The 16,971-nt window shown below is 61.8% G+C and carries 16 protein-coding genes; 6 read left to right on the top strand and 10 right to left on the bottom strand.

Annotated features, from left to right (window positions below; genetic code table 11):
• Positions 1 to 24: 24 nt before the first annotated feature.
• Together Pan216_RS11645 and Pan216_RS11650 are read right to left on the bottom strand one after the other, a co-directional pair.
• Entirely contained in the window at positions 25 to 1,413 is a 1,389-nt protein-coding gene (locus Pan216_RS11645; protein ID WP_145258162.1) for a serine/threonine protein kinase, read from the bottom strand.
• A 619-nt stretch (positions 1,414 to 2,032) separates the two neighbouring features.
• Complete coding sequence (locus tag Pan216_RS11650) at positions 2,033 to 2,284, bottom strand: hypothetical protein (RefSeq protein WP_145258163.1); 252 nt, start codon at positions 2,282 to 2,284, stop codon at positions 2,033 to 2,035.
• Between the two features lie 36 nt (positions 2,285 to 2,320).
• On the opposite strand from Pan216_RS11650, the gene pstS reads away from it, so the two are divergent.
• Positions 2,321 to 3,352 (top strand): phosphate ABC transporter substrate-binding protein PstS, encoded by a 1,032-nt coding sequence (gene pstS / locus Pan216_RS11655; protein WP_145258164.1) that lies wholly within the window; start codon positions 2,321 to 2,323, stop codon positions 3,350 to 3,352.
• Positions 3,353 to 3,458: 106 nt separating this feature from the next.
• Here the strand turns inward: pstS and Pan216_RS11660 are convergent, their stop codons facing one another.
• Positions 3,459 to 3,893: a Dabb family protein gene (locus tag Pan216_RS11660; RefSeq protein WP_419193547.1), complete on the bottom strand. Its 435-nt coding sequence runs from the start codon at positions 3,891 to 3,893 to the stop codon at positions 3,459 to 3,461.
• Between the two features lie 288 nt (positions 3,894 to 4,181).
• Between Pan216_RS11660 and Pan216_RS11665 the strand changes: the two genes are divergently transcribed.
• Complete coding sequence (locus Pan216_RS11665; RefSeq protein WP_145258165.1) at positions 4,182 to 4,619, top strand: hypothetical protein; 438 nt, start codon at positions 4,182 to 4,184, stop codon at positions 4,617 to 4,619.
• An 84-nt stretch (positions 4,620 to 4,703) separates the two neighbouring features.
• Positions 4,704 to 5,897 carry an FIST signal transduction protein gene (locus Pan216_RS11670; protein WP_145258166.1) on the top strand — a complete coding sequence of 398 codons (1,194 nt, stop codon included), beginning with the start codon at positions 4,704 to 4,706 and terminating at the stop codon, positions 5,895 to 5,897.
• Between the two features lie 15 nt (positions 5,898 to 5,912).
• Here the strand turns inward: Pan216_RS11670 and Pan216_RS11675 are convergent, their stop codons facing one another.
• The 7 genes from Pan216_RS11675 to Pan216_RS11705 form a co-directional block, all read right to left on the bottom strand.
• A complete protein-coding gene (locus Pan216_RS11675) occupies positions 5,913 to 6,326 on the bottom strand; it encodes a carboxypeptidase-like regulatory domain-containing protein (protein ID WP_145258167.1) in 414 nt (137 codons plus the stop codon).
• 362 nt (positions 6,327 to 6,688) lie between these two features.
• On the bottom strand, positions 6,689 to 7,612 hold the full coding sequence (locus tag Pan216_RS11680) for a hypothetical protein (protein ID WP_145258168.1): 924 nt from the start codon (positions 7,610 to 7,612) through the stop codon (positions 6,689 to 6,691).
• Positions 7,609 to 8,526, bottom strand: coding sequence for a DUF58 domain-containing protein (locus Pan216_RS11685; protein WP_145258169.1), 918 nt, complete (start codon positions 8,524 to 8,526; stop codon positions 7,609 to 7,611). Before Pan216_RS11685 ends, Pan216_RS11680 begins: the two co-directional genes overlap by 4 nt.
• Positions 8,523 to 9,533 (bottom strand): AAA family ATPase, encoded by a 1,011-nt coding sequence (locus Pan216_RS11690; protein ID WP_145258170.1) that lies wholly within the window; start codon positions 9,531 to 9,533, stop codon positions 8,523 to 8,525. The genes Pan216_RS11685 and Pan216_RS11690 overlap by 4 nt, the downstream gene beginning before the upstream one ends.
• Before the next feature lie 282 nt (positions 9,534 to 9,815).
• Complete coding sequence (locus Pan216_RS11695) at positions 9,816 to 10,175, bottom strand: bleomycin resistance protein (protein ID WP_145258171.1); 360 nt, start codon at positions 10,173 to 10,175, stop codon at positions 9,816 to 9,818.
• A gap of 28 nt (positions 10,176 to 10,203) precedes the next feature.
• On the bottom strand, positions 10,204 to 12,831 hold the full coding sequence (locus Pan216_RS11700; RefSeq protein ID WP_145258172.1) for a tetratricopeptide repeat protein: 2,628 nt from the start codon (positions 12,829 to 12,831) through the stop codon (positions 10,204 to 10,206).
• On the bottom strand, positions 12,822 to 13,544 hold the full coding sequence (locus Pan216_RS11705; protein WP_419193548.1) for a glycosyltransferase family 2 protein: 723 nt from the start codon (positions 13,542 to 13,544) through the stop codon (positions 12,822 to 12,824). Before Pan216_RS11705 ends, Pan216_RS11700 begins: the two co-directional genes overlap by 10 nt.
• A gap of 195 nt (positions 13,545 to 13,739) precedes the next feature.
• Between Pan216_RS11705 and Pan216_RS11710 the strand changes: the two genes are divergently transcribed.
• The 3 genes from Pan216_RS11710 (at position 13,740) to Pan216_RS11720 (ending at position 16,900) form a co-directional block, all read left to right on the top strand.
• Positions 13,740 to 15,125 carry an alkaline phosphatase family protein gene (locus tag Pan216_RS11710; protein ID WP_145258174.1) on the top strand — a complete coding sequence of 462 codons (1,386 nt, stop codon included), beginning with the start codon at positions 13,740 to 13,742 and terminating at the stop codon, positions 15,123 to 15,125.
• Between the two features lie 118 nt (positions 15,126 to 15,243).
• A complete protein-coding gene (locus Pan216_RS11715; RefSeq protein ID WP_145258175.1) occupies positions 15,244 to 15,786 on the top strand; it encodes a Fur family transcriptional regulator in 543 nt (180 codons plus the stop codon).
• 172 nt (positions 15,787 to 15,958) lie between these two features.
• Positions 15,959 to 16,900, top strand: a complete 942-nt coding sequence (locus Pan216_RS11720) for a DUF1559 domain-containing protein (protein ID WP_145263879.1) — start codon at positions 15,959 to 15,961, stop codon at positions 16,898 to 16,900.
• The last annotated feature ends 71 nt before the right edge of the window (positions 16,901 to 16,971 follow it).

The raw sequence follows: 16,971 nt of genomic DNA on the forward strand, positions 1-16,971 counted from the left end.
ACATTGAGCATCGAGTCGACCGATTTAGGCGAGGAGCTTGGAGCGAGCGTGCGGCCCACGCGGCGAACTGCCGCTCTGAACGACCATCAACCAGGACTTGAGCGACTGGAGCAATTGGCCCCCGGTACGCCTGCGTTGCTCGCCGTCGATCTTTGGGCTGTCGTTCCAGATACGGATGTCGATGGCTCGGTAGCCGCTTTGGCCGTTGAGGCAGCAGCTTTCGACTTGGATGTGCCACCCCTTGCTGGAGCGAAGTCCAAGCCACTTCTTGTCGAGGATCGACAGAAGAATCTGTTCCTCGGTGCTCTCGACGATCTTGGCTTTGTGTTCGCTGATGAAGCCGCGAAGCTTCTCCGCGAAGAGTTCCGTCGGCAGGAGAGCCGCGACGGAGTCACGCCATTCCTCGTTCGAGGACTCGCCGGTCCTGGTCGTGAAGGCCTGGGTTCGCGTCATGCCAAGTCCGGCCGTCGTCGTTCCGGTCGGAACGTGGTGTCTGGTCACGCGACGGGCCTTGGGTTGCATCGGCTGCGGGCGAACCTCGCGGGTCACCAGCAACCCGCGCCGGTCGGCGCTGCGGGTTCGACGGATCGAGTTGGTTTCGCCCAGGCCGACTCGGGCGAGGGCGTCGACGAAGTCGCGGCAGCTCGGATGACGTTGCCGTGGGTCGCGGTGGATGGCTCGGCTGACGATCTTCTGATCGTGCTGGGAGAGGACCGAAAGGTCGGGTCGCCCCATCGCGTGTTGGTAGAGGAGTCCGCGAACGTCTTTCGCTTGAAAAGGGCGCTTTCCGGTGAGGAGTTCCTGATAGGTCACGGCGAGGCTGTATTGGTCCGCGGTCTGCTCGATGCGGCCGTCGAACAACTCAGGGGCCGCATAGGGAGGACTCAAGGCGACCGCGTTGACGTCGACATTGGTGTTGCCGGGGCGGACCAGGCCGAAGTCGCCTACTTTGATGTGCCCGCTGCAGACAAAGATGTTCTCCGGTTTGATGTCCAGGTGCTGGAGCCCGTGGGTCCAGTTCATCACGTCGAGAACTTCGGCGATCTCGCGGATGTAGCCGATTAACTCGTCGCGTGGGATGCCAGGACGCCCGTCCCGGATGTAATCCGCGAAACGATCGGCAAGGCTCTGCTCGGCCAGCTCCATCACGATGATGAGATGCTCGTCGACGATCTCGAAGCGTTCGATCGAAAGCAGGTAGGGGTGACGCAGCGACCGCATGACACGCAGGCCGTCGAGTTCCGAGGCGTCGGAACCGCTGCCATTGCGTTTCAGCGGGACGACTTTGACGGCCTTGCGGAGGCCACCCGGAGCGTCGGCCTCCCACACCTCACCAAAGCCACCACGGCCGAGCCGGCGGATCAGCCGGTAGCCGGGGAGCGGTTCGGTGTTGACGTCAAGTGTCGACCACATCGGCCGGAACCCTTCTTCATTTCAACAGCAACGGAATTTGTCTTCACTAGTCTATGCTAGTCTACGACAGAAACCGGACCTTGGTACGGGCAAGTTATCAAAAAAATAGGCGAATCTAACGATTGAGAAGCCTTCATGTGGGCCATTTGTGGTGACCTGGCGGGCCTCTGGTTTATTTTAGTGTGGTTGATTCATCTCTTCGATCAAACTCCCCAAAAGTCTGGCAAAACCCTGTCCGGTTTTCCGTGAGGAATCTGTTGCGGCGACCTACGTCCGACGCACCGCTAGCAGTGTGGGTTTGGGGGCTTTCGGGGGAGAGGGTGTATGTGATCGATGCCCGCAGCGGATCTCTTCACTTCAATATGAATGGATTGGTGCGGCCGCTTCGAAGGAGAGGACAACCCCGCAGCGATCTTGGAAAACATCACCTCGTGGGGAGAGAGCGGCGACGGACCGACCGAAATCGTCTCCGTGAACCAGGGCGTTTATCGAGAAGCGCCGTCCCGGCTGCAATGAAGTGTTCGTGAAGAACGGGGAAACAAGGCCCTCCCCCTACGGCCTAGCGTATACTCACCCTCGCGATTGATTGCCCATCTGCATCATTGGAGTCGCTGTGAACTCATCCTCGCGGCGGACTTTCCGGGGAACCCTTGCTCGTCCACGCCCGGTACCAACGGGTGAACGCGACCACTGACCAAATCGTTTCGACGGCGGCGAACGGCCACGAGCCAATCAAGGCCGCGTAGATTGCTGACGAAACACAGGTGCAACCGAAGGCGAAGACGAACCACGCCGAGCGCGACTCCAAGGCATAGAAGAGCACCATGAACGACACGGAGACGAAGCCGAAGAGGGTGAGCAAATCGCTCATGGAGAGTTTCCAAGCCTCCTCAGAGAAGGGAGAACGATGCGTTTCTCAAACCGGCTCGTCATCCTTGCCACCGTTGCCCTGCTGTTGCTCTGGCATGGAGACTCGCGGGCCCAATCGGTGCTGACGTTCCAAGGGAGTGGGGCGACCTTTCCCTATCCTCTGTACCAGCGTTGGTTTATCGAATTCAACAAGCTCAACCCGCAGATTCGGGTCAACTACTCGCCGGAGGGCAGTGGTCAGGGGATCAACGCCTTTCTCGATCACATGGTCGATGTCGGGATGAGCGACGCGCCGCTCACCGATGGACAGATCGAGCGAGTCAAGCGTGGGGTTCAAGCGGTCCCAATGACGGCGGGGAACATCGTCGTCACCTACAACCTGCCGGGTAGTCCGCCCAATCTCCGGCTCTCGCGTGAGGCGGTGGTCGCGATCTTCCTTCGCAAGGCGACCAAGTGGAATGACCCGGTGATCCAGCGGCAGAACCGGGACGTCAGACTGCCGGAGCAACCGATCACCGTGGTTCGCCGGGCGTCGGGAAGCGGAACGACCTACGCGTTCACGCGTCACCTTTCGGCGATCTCGAAGCCATGGAATGATGGGCCGGGGTTCGGCAAGACGGTGGTGTGGCCGACCGGCACCATTGGTGCCCGAGGCAACCAAGGGGTGACGGCTCTCGTCGAGACCACGCCGGGGGCGGTTGGCTACGTCGAGTATGGATTCGCTCGTGGTGCGGGTTTGCCGATGGCCCGACTGGAGAACAAGCGAGGCCGCTACATCGCGCCAACGGAGAAGAGCGGGCAAGAGGCGCTCCTGGGGGTGACGCTGCCTCCCGAGATGAACTTGTGGCTACCCGACCCCGATCGGGAAGAGGCATACCCCATCGTCGCGTACTCGTGGTGGTTCTGCTACAAGGAGTACAAGGATCCCGACAAAGCGGAGGCCTTGAGGGAGTTGATCAAGTATGGCCTGACCGAAGGGCAGAACTTCGCCCCGGAACTGGGATACCTTCCGCTCCCCGAGAAGCTCGCGAAGAAGATTCTGTCGGTCTCCCTGAAGCATATCAGATAGGACGAGTGCTCGGTCAGATGACAAAGTTCGGGTGGCACTGGCTGCTTGTCAGCCAGTGAGAAGTGATCGTGGATTCAGAACCCGAAATTGAGCGTTTGACGCAGCACTAGTTGGACGAGGGAGCGTATTCCACGGCGGAGTCGAAGACGCGGACGTTGTCCCAGTTGTCCTTTTGCTCCTCGATGAACTTCAGGTGCATCGGGGCGTCCTGGTACTTGTCGTGCGACGCTTGGTCCTTGAAGATGACGTGCAAGCCGACATCGAAATTCCGGTCGTTGACGGGGCGATCGAGGTCCTCGGCGAGCGGGCCAGCCGCATAGAAGACGGTGCCGGGATGCTTCGCCAGGTAGCGATGGCATGCGTCGATCAACGCCTGACGCTTTTCGGGTGACTTGTCCTTGAGCGAAAAATAGACGTTGTGCGCGATCATCGGTTCCTCGTTCTCCTTGGCTTGTAGCGTCTCGGGCGTCCGTAGCGACAATCCCAAGGCGAGGATCAGGCCGGCGCCCAACATGCCCAGGGTCGTGGTTCGTGCGTTCATGGAAGGCGTACTCCTAGTGCGACTGTCGATGGTGCCCCGAATGAGCAAGTCGTTGTAGCAGATCGGATCTCCAAACGCCAAAAGGATTGCCTCACCTTCTCCGAAGGGCGATCGCTCCGACGCGATTTCTTATAACGCCGGTTTGTCGCGATCCCCGGCGCCGAGTCGAGAGCCTCCGTGGTCAACCCATTCGATCCTCCACAATGCGGCGCCGACTCCCCGGAGTCCCAACGGGATGGCTTAGCGTCCGACCAGAAAGAACGACCGGCCGGATCGCGAACGGTGTTGGTGCCGATTTCGGTTTGGATGGTCACCTGTTTCGTCTTCGGGCAGGGGGCGCTGTTGGTCGCTTCGGCGGTGATGACCGCTCTGTTTGATCAGCGGCCGATCGGCCCGGTCTCCTGCTGCGGCGTCTACTGCCTGCCGGTCGTGATCCTGCAATGCCGCGCTCTCGTCGGAAGCGCCGCCGCGGCAAGGGGCGTGGCGCTACTCCTTGTCCCCCAGTTGCTTCTCTCGGTGGTGGCACTCGTCATTCACTTGCTGGCGATGCTACGGGTGGAGATCGGCGTGAAGGTCATGCCGGGGGCGGCTCCGGTGGTGGCGATCGGGATGCTCGGGGCGGCGTCGACCATCCTGGTCATGCGTCGGTGGGCTAATAGACTTTCTTCTGAACAGCACGCCGGAGCGGCCGACGCGGCCACGCTCCCTGAGACCGACGAGCCGTGAATGTCGCGGTCGCTCTTCATCATGCTCCCCACGTGAGATGGTGGAGGAAGTGACGGCACGGCGCAACAGTGACGAGGCAGGATCATGACAGCCGATAGCTCCGCGGCCCCCCCCAGGTTTGGCGAGGCTCTCTCCACCAACGCCGACTCCCGGAGCGCTCTCGAGGATGTTTGCACCCGAGCTTGTGAACAACTCGAAGTGACGCCCGACTTGGCCGTCGTCTTCGTGTCTCACCATCACGCGGGGATCGCCAAGACCCTCTCCAAGGAGATTCGCCAACGGACCTCCGCGCGCGTCGTCATCGGCTGTACCGGAGAGGCGATCATCGGCGAGGGCAAGGAAGTCGAGCAGCAGCCGGCCATTTCGCTCTGGCTCGCGTCGCTTCCAGGCATGACCGTCGACCCGATGCATCTCGAGTTCGCGCAAACCGAGGATGGGGTCACCTTCGCCGGCTGGCCCGACAACCTTCCCGAACCCTGGCCGGAAGGGGCGGTCTTGATCGTCCTGGCCGAGCCCTTCAGTTTCCCCGCCGACGAGTTGGTCGAGCGACTCAACGAGGACCGGCCGGGAATTCCGGTCGTCGGCGGCATGGCCAGCGGCGCCAACGAGCCGGGGCGCAACCGGGTCTATCTCAACGATCAAGGTTACAACGAGGGCGCCGTGGCGGTCCTACTGCACGGCAGCCTCAACGTCCGAACGGTCGTTTCGCAGGGATGCCGTCCCATCGGACGCCACTTCGTCATCACCAAGTCGCAGGACAACGTCATTCTCGAACTAAGTGGCGTTCCCGCGATGACCCAGCTCCAGGAGGTGTTCCAGGAACTCTCCCCGGAAGATCAGGAACTTGCCCAACATGGCCTCCATGTGGGGCGGGTCATCAACGAGTACCAAGAGGGTTTCTCGCGCGGAGATTTTCTGGTCCGCAACGTGATCGGCGTCGACACCGAAAGCGGGGCCATGGCGATTGGCGACTTCGTGCGAACCGGCCAGACGGTCCAGTTTCACGTCCGCGACGCGAAGACGGCCGGTGAGGACATGGGCGAATTGCTCACGCTGGCGACCGCCGAGGCGAGCGCCGCGTTGCTCTTCACGTGCAACGGGCGCGGGACGCGGCTCTTCGAAGAGCCGGACCACGACGTCGGCGTCCTACGTACCTTCTACGGCGACATTCCCGTCGGGGGATTCTTCGCCCAGGGCGAACTCGGACCGGTCGGTGGCGCGAACTTCCTGCACGGGTTTACCGCCAGCATTCTACTCTTCGAGCCGCCGCCGGAGTGATCGACGTTCCCGCCGCTACTTCGAGGACAACTCGATGTTGATCTCGTTGTTGCCCTCGGCGACATCGTAGGAGAGTTCGGTCTTCTCGTTGTAGCGACTGGGAATCTTGGGCCTGGTCGCCGAGGCGGGCGTCGGCTCCATCTCCTCTTGGTAGAAAACTTGCACTTCGTGCGAGCCGATCTTCGCCCCCTTGTCGCGATTGCTGTAGTTGAGCACATAGTGCCCTTCGGCATCGGTCCGTGCCACCGATGGACGGCCTCCTTCCTTGGGATCGAAGATGACGGTCACCTCGGGAAGGGGTTGGCCGTCCAGCGTCACCAAGCCGTTGACGGCGCCGATCGGAACTTCGGGCGTTCTGCCGCAGCCGGTCAGCGCGATGATCGCTCCCATCGCCAGTGCGATGCTGACAAACCTACCGTGGATGGCCAAGTCGCTGCTCCTATTGGCAAACGTGGATATGACCTGACGAGGCTCCGTCGGCCAGAGACGTCAGGCTAAATTACCATCGCCTGAATTCTAGGCGTTTTTTTCCGCGGACGTTGGGGACCGCTGTCCGACTGTCAACGAGCCAACTTCAAACGCGAAGTCGTTTTCCGAACCGTTGTCTCGACGACAAAGCAAGAGCCGCTGACACGTCGTGTCTGGGGCGTGCCGGGACCCGACGGCCCATCGCCCTCGGAATATGATGGCTCGTGACATCAGTCGCAGGACATTCTAGGCGACTTTGTCGCGGATGGGTACTACTCTTTGACGTTGCACGGAGAACGGCTGCCTAACAGTCCAAACCAAGGCTACGCCTCGCCCAGCAAAAAGACCCGCGCCCGCAGCAAGCCTTCGGTGGCGGTCTCCTGGTCAGGTTCGTCATGGGCGAAGCGGGCCGCGTCGGCGGCTCGGAGAAACTCCTCGAGCGCCGAACGTTGCCCGGGGCCGAGGTGCTCCCGCGTTCGCGCGGAGGCCAGGAACTCGGGAGTGCTCTGTCGGGGGGCCGCCAACTCGTAGCGCGCCTCGAGGTAGTGCCGCAGGAGATCGCAAACACGGTCCAACGTCCGCCGAGAATCCGTCCCGCTGCTTTGGAGCTGGCTCTCGATCGCCTTGAGTTCATCGAGCGCTCGAAGACGTGGATCGGCATCTCGTCGGTAACGAAGCGCGTAGATGCCCCAGGCACCCGCGACGAGAAGAAAGAACAGGGCACCACCCCACTGAAGCAGGTTGGGAAGCGACCAGAAACTTCCCCGTCGATCGAGGCTGGGGATCGGACGAAGGGTGGAGGGATCCTCCGAACGCGTCGATTGGGCGACCACGTCGATGACGGGAAGCTCGACGCTCTCGGTCGTCCACTCGGTGTCGGACGCATCGCGGTAGCGTACCCGTAGTCTTCCCAACGGCACCTTGCCAAGGTGCATCGGTTCGACGCGAACTTGCCAACGAAGCAGCACGCGTTTGCCAAAGCGGCCGTCGAACCTGTCCGGTCCCTGACGCTCGGCGTCGCCTTCGGCCAAGTCCGCGGGAAGGGTCTCGAGCTTCGGCCAATCGAGCGTGACGTGATCGGGGGCCGTCAGGACGGCGTCGATGACGAACGCGTCCGAGAGTCCAACCGCCTTCGAAGGGAGATCGACCTCTACCGTGACGGGACCGACCGTCGTTTCGATGCGTGGCGACGAGGCGGCCGCGATGCTCTGGGCGAGCAACAAGACGATGTTGGGAATCACGCTCATCCTGTCCTCCGGCGCGATGCCGACGAAAAGTGCTTGAGGAGCGACGTCGACACGGGGACATCGGTGGGCAAGGGAACCCAGTCGGCTCCCATCCGCGAGAGGTCGCGCTGCAACCGGCGTTCGCGCCGGCGGCAGTGATCGGCGTGGGCTTGCCGATACTCGTCCGAGCCACTGTCGACGATCATCACACGGCCGGTCTCCGCATCCTGGAACCGAATCAAGCCACGCTTCGGTAGTCGTCGTTCCAGAGGATCGATCGGTTGTAGGACGAAGAGTTCGTGGCGGTGGCGAAGGCGACGCAGCCCATGCAACGCATCGTCGTCGAGGAGGTCGCTCAAGACAAAGATGACCGAGCGTCCATGCGCGGCTCGGCGCAGCGTCTCCACGCCGTCGCTTAGGGTGCTCGACGTGGGGGTGGCCGACTGGTCGAGCAGCAAGTCGCGGACGATGCGCAGGGCGTGACGGCGTCCGCGCTCGGGGGCGACGCGGTGAATCGTTCGACCGAAGGTGACGAGGCCGATGCGGTCACTTTCGACGGCGGCGGAGAGAGCCAACAACGCCGCGGTCTCCAGAGCGGCTTGCGCTTTGGTTCGCTCGATCGAACCGAACGCCATGCTCGGGCTTTGGTCGACGAGGAGCCACGCCACCCGCTCGCGCTCCTCGGCGAAACGCTTGACATACGCTTCGCCCGTCCGCGCGGTCACCTTGGCGTCGAGCGATCGCACATCGTCGCCTGGCTGATAGGGACGCACTTCCTCGAAGGCGAGGCCGCGACCCCGTAGCCGACTGCGGTAGAGTCCCGACCAGGGCCCGCCGAGGAGGCGCCTGGTTCGAAGGCTCAGTCGGCGCACGGCACGAAGTAGTTCCTTGGAGATCGGGTCCGAACGGTTCGTCTCCTCGCGCGGGTCGGTCATGGAACGGGCAAGTCCTCGAGAAGGCGCTGAAGCAGGCGATCGACGGTCATCTCCTCGGCTTCGGCCTCGAAGCTGAGCAACAATCGGTGGCGAAGGACGTCGGGAGCAATCTCTTTGACGTCGTGGGGGACGACATAGTCGCGACCATCGAGCAGAGCCCAGGCCTTGGCGGCAAGGACGAGGGCCACCGACGCGCGCGGGCTCGCTCCGAGTTCCAGCCATGGGCCGAGATCGAGCGACGACTCATTTTCCGCACGGGGATTGCCCGGACGGGTCGTCGCGATGATGTCGAGAACGTACTCGCGAATCTTTTCATCGAGATGAACCTCGTCGACCGCGCGACGCAACTCAAAGATCGTTTCCGGCGACATGACCGCGTCGACGTTGGTCTCGGGGGCCGTGGACGCCATCCGGTCGAGGATGATTCGTTCGTCGGCTCGATCGGGGTAGTCGACGAGGATCTTCAAGAGGAAGCGATCGACTTGGGCTTCGGGGAGAGGGTAGGTCCCCTCGTGTTCGATCGGATTCTGGGTCGCCATGACGAAGAATGGCTTGGGCAGGGACCGCGTTTCGGGACCGATGGTGACTTGCCGCTCCTGCATCGCTTCGAGCAGGGCGCTTTGGACCTTCGCGGGGGCGCGGTTGATCTCGTCGGCCAGGAGGAGTTGGGTGAAGATCGGGCCCTCGCGGATCGAGAACTCGCCCGTCTTGGGATGATAGACCTCCGTCCCGATCAAGTCGGCGGGGAGCAGGTCGGGGGTGAACTGAACGCGCTGGAAGCGGGCGTCGATGGTCGAGGCGAGAGTTCGTGCCGCGAGGGTTTTGGCCAGGCCGGGAACGCCTTCGATCAGCACATGACCGCCCGTCAGAAGGCCGACGAGCAGCCGATCGACGAAGGAACGCTGTCCCACGAGGACGCGTGCAAGTTCATCTCTGACCCGACCAAGGGCTTCGGTGTGTTGACCGGTCGTTGCCAAGGGGTCTCCTCGCTCTGGTGCCGACCCCATTCTACCCCAGGCGGCCGGTGGTTCGCTTTCGCGGCGTCGCGGCGATTAATTCGGTCGCCGCTGTTGCTATTCAGACGTTATATCTCGTCAGGACTTCCCCCCAAGCTTTGGGCTCCATCTCAAGCGTCGTCACTGGCTTCGGGAGCGATCGCCCCTCGGCGACATGGGAGCGAGCCGTCGCTGGAGAGCAATACGGCCCAGGGCCGTAGGTTGTTCGCCCGCTGCCCGACCGTCGCTAGTCGATCAAGTGAGTGGTGCCTTCAACGAAGATTGGAAGGCTTCTCAACCCTGTTGTGGCGTCGCGATCGTCAGGCGGTTGCCGAAGGGATCGAGGAAGACGCACTCGCGTTGCCGCCAGGCTTGGGTGGTCGGAGGCATATGGGCGACGAGGCCCTTCGAGGTGAACTCCTCGTAAAGGGCATCGACGTCATCGACGAGCATGTAGACCGCTCCGCCTGGTTGACAATCCCCCTCGTGCTCGCTGAGAAAGAGCGTGACCGCGCCACGGGTGACGCTCATGAAGACGGGGAAGTGCGGCTCGTGACGCCACTCCCAATCGATCGTGAACCCCATGGACTCGACGTAGAACCGCCTCGCGTCTTCGTCGCCGTCGATGCGAAGGACCGGGGTCGCGCAGCGCATGGAGGCACCGCCTTTCCTGAAGGGGTGATCACTCGTTGGCCGACGGGGGCAGGAGTTCCTTCAGCATCTCGAAGGAGTGTCGTTGCACCTCGGTTGGTTGACGCGAGAGGGCCACGTCGATCGACTGTCGGAGTTGCTCGGCATCGCCGAAGAGGATCGCGATCAGGGCGAGACCGTAGTGGGCATCGATCGCGGTCGATGGATCGTTGGCCGCTTGGAGGTAGCGCTTCTCCGCGTTGGGATAGAGGCCGGCGGCGTGATCGCACCACCCGATACGCAGCGACAACCAAGGAGACTCCGATGCGGTCGGATCCTCGAAGGCCATGAACATGTCCCGAGCCTCGTCGGGACGTCCCAGCAACAAGAGCCAAGTCCCGATGCGATCGACCTGTTCTTGGGAGAGGGTCGACGGCGATTGCTTGAGAAAGCTGTCGATGCCGATCTCAAGTAGGCCCGCGGCGACGAACTGCTGAAGCTGCGCGAAGGTGCGAACCGGAGTCTTGTGGTTGAGGACCGCTTTGGCGAGTTGGGCCTCCCGCTGGGCGATCATCTGCTTGATGGATCTTGCCAGGGTGATCTGGGCCCAGTTTCTGGGATACATGTCGCCGAGCTGCTTGAGGAATCGCGTGCTCGCCCCCACCGCGCCGAGTTCCTGGAGTCCCTGCTGGATGTAGAAGATGGTCGTGTAGCGATTCGGGTCTCGACGGTAAGCTCGATTGAGGGCGCCGGCGCCGATGGTGGAGAGAAGATCGGTCGTCGCGACCCAAGGCTTGTGAGCCGAGGGAAGCTGTCCATTTGGTTGCTGAAGCCGTTCGAGCGTCAGGTGGATCGCGGAGAACTGAAAGTGAGTCTCCCCCGACCAAGGTCGTCGGAGCACCGCGCGACGCGCCGACTGGGCACCGGTCCAGAGCGCCGCGGCTTGTAGCCAGGGGGGGGCGTTGGGGCGATTCATTAGCGAAAGCCCGAGATGGTAGGCCCGCTGCGCGAGCAGATCATCGGCGTTGGGATAGAAGTCCTTGGGAGGGAACAAGACCCAACGGGGGGGCATCGCGGTGTGATCGAACGTCGACAGAACGCTCGTCGTCGCGAAGAGTTGTTCTCGGAAGGAGAACTCGGAGAGACCATCGGGAATCGCATGGGAGCGGTTGAGGAAGATGCCGAGGACTTCGTCGAAGTGCAGGCATCGCCAACGAGGGTCGGAAAAGAGCGTCGCTTGGCTTCCGTGTTCGTGCTCGCTGTCGACGATGACCAGCGGGACCTGATAGTGGTCGAGCACCTCATTCCAGCCGTCGTCCTTCTGGATCGCCCGTTCGAGCTCCAGATAGCGACGATACATCGACTGGCTGTGAACCTCGAGCCGAGCATCCATGAGGACCTGATGCTCGGGGCCGTTCTCGTAGATGTAGACCGCCGCGCGGCCGAGATGAAAGAGGGCGGCGCGATCGGGCATTCCCGGCTTGCCGGCCAGACGCGTCGCGGCGCGCCCATAGTAGTTCTCGCGCGGCCCGAGTCCCCAGCGACGGACGGCTCCAGTCGCCAGGTACCATCGCTCGGAGATCACCAGAAAGCCCATGACCACGAGGAGGATGCCAACGATCACCGATACCGCGCGGAAGGCCATGAAACGCGGCCAGGTGCGACCGCCAAGGTTCCAACTCACCAATAGCGAAGCGACCAAGGCGAAGTGATTGCCGTTGCGTGTCGCTTGTAGTGCGAGCCAACCGAAGGCGAGCAGGGGAAGCAGTTGGAAGAGACGGCGTTCGATGAAGATTTCGCGCCACGCCCACGCGATGCTGAGCGCCGCGAGGACGAAGAGCAGGATTAAGAGCCACGCGTAGGGATTGAGATAGCCGCCTTGCGACCAGAAGGTGCTCAAGTCCTCGAGTTCGGCGATGCTCGAGCGGTAGATTTCGCCCTCGGAGTTCATTTTCACCCAGAGTTCGCGGACGAAGAGGACGTTGGTCACGCCGTAGGGGCTCACGACGCAGGCGCCGAGGGTGAGGAGACTGGTGGGAAGGAGCCACTTGGGCCATTGGCGGGTGATCGGCCAACGGGCGACGATCTCGCACCAATACATCGCCAGGAGGATCGGCCCGAAGATGAAGAGACCTTGAACATTCGCCCAAAGCACTTGGATCAACGGCAGCAACCAGAGGAGCCCCGGTCGGCGCTCGGCATGGAGCAGGATGGTCACGAAGCTCGCGGTGAGCACCAGCGTGACGATCTCGGGGCGGACGTAGAAGCGGCTCGACATCAGGACCAGCGCCGGCAGCCAGACGAGGACTTGCACGTTCACCGGCCAGGTGCGACGGTAGGCGGTCAACCCCACCGCCACCGTCAGCGCTCCCAGGATGGCTTTCACCAGGACGAGGCCGGCAATGCCGCCGAGGTGATGGACCGCGGCCGCCCCTAGTTGAAAGCCCCAATGGACATCGACCCATCGATCGTGATTCGGGTCGGTCGTGAAGCTGAACCAGTCCGCGGAGGGAACGCCCCGCTGCGGAATCAGTTCGCCCGCCTTGAGATGCCACCAGATGTCGAAATTCGCCATCTGAAAGCAGCCCAGCACGAGCGCGAGGGCCACGAGCAGGAGGCGCAGCACCCAGCGCCGGAGAGCTGGTTCGGCGTTGGGGGCGTTTTGAGTGGTCAACTCCATCGATGCCGCCAAAGAGTCTTGATGGCGATCAGGCCATCACGCCAACTGATCTTCTTACCTTCCTCAAAGGACCGGGGATGGTAGCGAATGGGAACCTCGTGAATGGGGATCCGCCGTCGCAGCAGTTTGGCCGTCACTTCCGGGCAGAATTCGAACCCGACCGCTTCCAAGGGGATCGATTGGATCAACTCGCGACGAAAGACCTTGTAGCAGGTCGGTTCGTCGGTCAGGTGGGAGCCGTAGAGCAGGTTCGCGACGAAGGTGACGAGTCTTCCTCCCCAGTAGTACTGCCAGTACGAGCTGTTTCGACTTCCCAAGATACGGGAGCCGTAGACAACGTGTACCTCGGGATCGGAGAAAGGAGCCAGGAGGGCGGGATAATCGTCGGGGTCATACTCGAGATCGGCGTCCTGAATGATGACCAAGTCGCCCTGAGCCCGGGCCAGGCCGGCACGCACCGCGGCGCCTTTGCCCTGATTGCTCGGCTGGCGAATGACCTCGATCCTGGTGGTCGCATCGGACGGGACCGCCTCGGCGATCGCGACGCTCGCATCGGTCGAACCGTCGTCAACGACGATGATCTGGCGGTGCATGTCGACCGGAGGGGCCGATCGGACGCGATCCAAGACTTGCCCGAGCGTCGCCTCTTCGTTGAAGCAGGGAATGACGATCGAAAGTAGTTCGGGATACCATGAGGCTGAATCCTCGGGCACGTTCTCTCCTTGGTTCGGATGCGGCATCACCGATCGTCGCGGTCCGACGGGGCCAGTGCGATCGTGACGTTCGAGTTCACGCGAATTTCACGAGGAACATTCGGAGAATAGCCCTCGACGAGGAACCGTTCGTTGTCGGCCCCATCTTCCCCTCTATAACTCCGACAAGCTATCCCCCCGCGCGAAAGGAATGCAATGCCCCCGGCTTCAAAAGTGATGGTGATCGGACTCGATTGTGCGGCTCCGGAACTGGTTTTTGATCGCTTTGCCGGCCAATTGCCCCATTTGGACGCTCTGCGAGAGCGTTCGCGCTGGGGAAAACTCGAGAGCGTGACCCCGCCGATCACCGTTCCCGCTTGGGCGTGCATGATGACGGGAAAGGATCCCGGTCGACTGGGAATCTACGGTTTTCGTAACCGGACGAGTCATGCCTACGACGATCTGAAGACCGCGAACAGCGAATCGATCAAGGAACGGACGCTATGGGATCTACTGGGGAGTCTCGGGCTCAAGTCGATCCTCGTCGGGGTTCCGCCGAGCTACCCGGTCCTGCCGGTCAAGGGAATCCGGCTCGGCTGCTTTCTCACCCCAGGTACCGACGGCAACGATTGGGCCTATCCACCCGCGATCGTCGAGGAACTCAATGAGAGTGCCGGGGGATATGCCGTCGACGTCGCCGACTTTCGCAGCCCGGAGAAGGACCGCTTGCTCAGCGACATCTTCGAGCTCAACCATCGCCAGTTCGATGCCGCCGAGTACCTGCTGGCGAACAAGCCGTGGGACTTCTTCATGATGGTCAATATCGCGGTTGACCGCATGCACCACGCCTTTTGGAGCTATTTCGACCAGGGGCACCGCAAATACCAGCCGGGCAACCCTTACGAAGGCAAGATGCTCGACTTCTACAAGGAGGTCGACGAGCGGATCGGGCGACTGCTTGAGCACGCCGATGACTCGACCGCGGTCCTCATCGTTTCCGATCACGGTGCCAAACGCATCGATGGCGGCATTTGCATCAATGAATGGCTCATCAAGGAGGGGTTGTTGACGCTCAAGGGGCCGATTCCCGACGAGCCGACTCCCTATGCCAAGATCGGCGTCGACTGGTCGAACACCAAGGCCTGGGGGGAAGGGGGCTACTACGCCCGCGTCTTCGTCAACCTCAAGGGTCGGGAGCCGGAAGGGCAAGTCGAGCCCGAGGAGTACGACGCCTTCCGTAACGATCTCGCGACCAAGCTCGCCGCGATTCCCGATGACCAAGGGCAACCCATTCCGACAAGTGTCTACAAGCCGGAAGAGTTGTATCCCGAAGTGAACAACATCGCCCCCGACCTGTTGGCTCATTTCGGGGCGTTGCACTGGCGCTCGATCGGGACTGTCGGGCATGGCGGGATTCACACGCTCGAGAACGACACGGGCCCCGACGACGCCAACCATGCCGAATTCGGGATCTACGTCCTCTCCGGACCAGGAGTGGAGCCCCAGCATGCCGATGGGCACTTGCTGCAGATCGCTCCGACACTTTTGCGCGTGATGGGCAAGCGAGTCCCCAAGGATATGCGGTCCGAGCCGATGGTCTGAAGAGCTACACTTGAGAGAGGGTGTCCCTGAGACGGCCCTTGCGGCGAAGAAATTGAGCTTGGCCAAGCGCGGGCCTGGATTGGACCGCAACGCGGTACGTCAGTATACTGGTGGTAAGATGAGCACTTCGACACCAAACCTCGATCCTGAAGACGCCAAACAGATCTTCGACGGCACGGTTGACCTGCCGTCGGTGCCTGTCAGCCAGTCTCCCGTGGAGAAGTTTCGGGAGTACCTCGATTTGCACGGTCTCAAGTGCACCGGGGAGCGGATGCGGCTCGTTGAGCACGTCTTCGAGGAGCACAATCACTTCGAAGCCGACCAGTTGGTCGCTCGGGTCCGCGAGCGGAGTCTGCGCGTCAGCCGCTCGACGGTCTACCGGACACTGACCCTCTTGGTCGAAGCAGGTCTTCTACGTGAGTTAAAGCTAGGTTCACGAACGGCTTACGAGCACGATTACGGCTATCCGCAGCACGAACACCTCTTCTGCGAAAAGTGTGGCAAGGTACTGGAGTTCGTCAGCGAAGAGATCTCTCAACTAGTGGACGAGATCTGCCGCAAGTTCCAGTTTCGCCCCTCCAAGCACCAATTCGTCGTCCACGGCATCTGCCAGGACTGCCGAAACGAGCGTTCCCCCCGTCGGCGTCTCGACTTGATTTGACATATTTTGTCATACCGATCCATTCTCGCTAAGACCCCTCGGTGAAAGAGGTTGCGCTGTCTCCTCGCGATCTTTGCGAGCATTGAGGGTCATACCAGGTTTGACGGTTGACCGGATCGCGGATACCCTTTCGTATTCCGTCGTCATACACCGCCGGCTCCGAGATCTCACCATGCCCAGACGTTTGCCTCGCGCTTTCACTCTCGTTGAATTGCTTGTCGTCATCGCCATTATCGGCGTGTTGGTCGGATTGCTGCTTCCAGCCGTTCAGCAAGCACGCGAAGCCGCGCGCCGCATGCAGTGCAAGAGTCAGCTCAAACAGATCGGGATCGCGCTTCATACCTACCACGAGAGCCATGGACTCTTCCCGCCCGGCTATGTCACCACCGATGCCAACTCCGAGGACATCACCAACGGCGGCTACGGTTGGAACACGTACCTCTTGCCCTACCTCGATCAAACGCAGCTCTACGACCGCATTAACTTCAGTGAGACCAACGCCGAGGACAACCTCGCGACCATTTACGGAACCCGGATCCCAGGGCTGCTCTGTCCCTCCGACTCCGGCGACGATGCCTGGGACATGAGTCAGATCGTCTTCGACCCGACCGGAAGTTCGGGAGTCGTGGGCGCGATCACGATGGCGCGGAGTAGCTATCCGGGATGTGCTGGCCAAGGGGAGCCGGGGGCCGAGCTGGGCGACAACCCCAATGGGATTCTGTACCGGGACTCGAGCATTGGGATGAGTTCCATCCTCGACGGAACGTCGACGACGATCGCGGTCGGGGAGCGTGCGACGACCACCCGGGCCGTCCGACCCACGAATCAATTCGACACGCCGACGACCTGGTTCGGAATCGATCTGACTTATCGCAACAACGCCGGCGAGGCGGGAGCCAATCTTCTGCTCGGCCACACCGGCGATCCCACCGGAGACGTCCATCCGCCGAACAACATCGAGATGGAAGACGAGGACTATTCGAGCTACCATCCCGGCGGCGCCCACTTCATCATGACCGACGGAAGCGTCACCTTCATCAGCAGTTCGGTCGATCCCATCACCTTTGCCGGCATGGGTAGCCGCAACGGCAACGAAGTCATCGAAGGCTTCTAACACGACGTGACGACCTGATGTTCGGGGGCCACTGGCTGCTTGTCAGCCAGTGAAAATGAGTCACGTTGCCG

It is taken from the genome of Kolteria novifilia (assembly GCA_007748055.1).
GTDB lineage: Bacteria > Planctomycetota > Planctomycetia > Kolteriales > Kolteriaceae > Kolteria > Kolteria novifilia.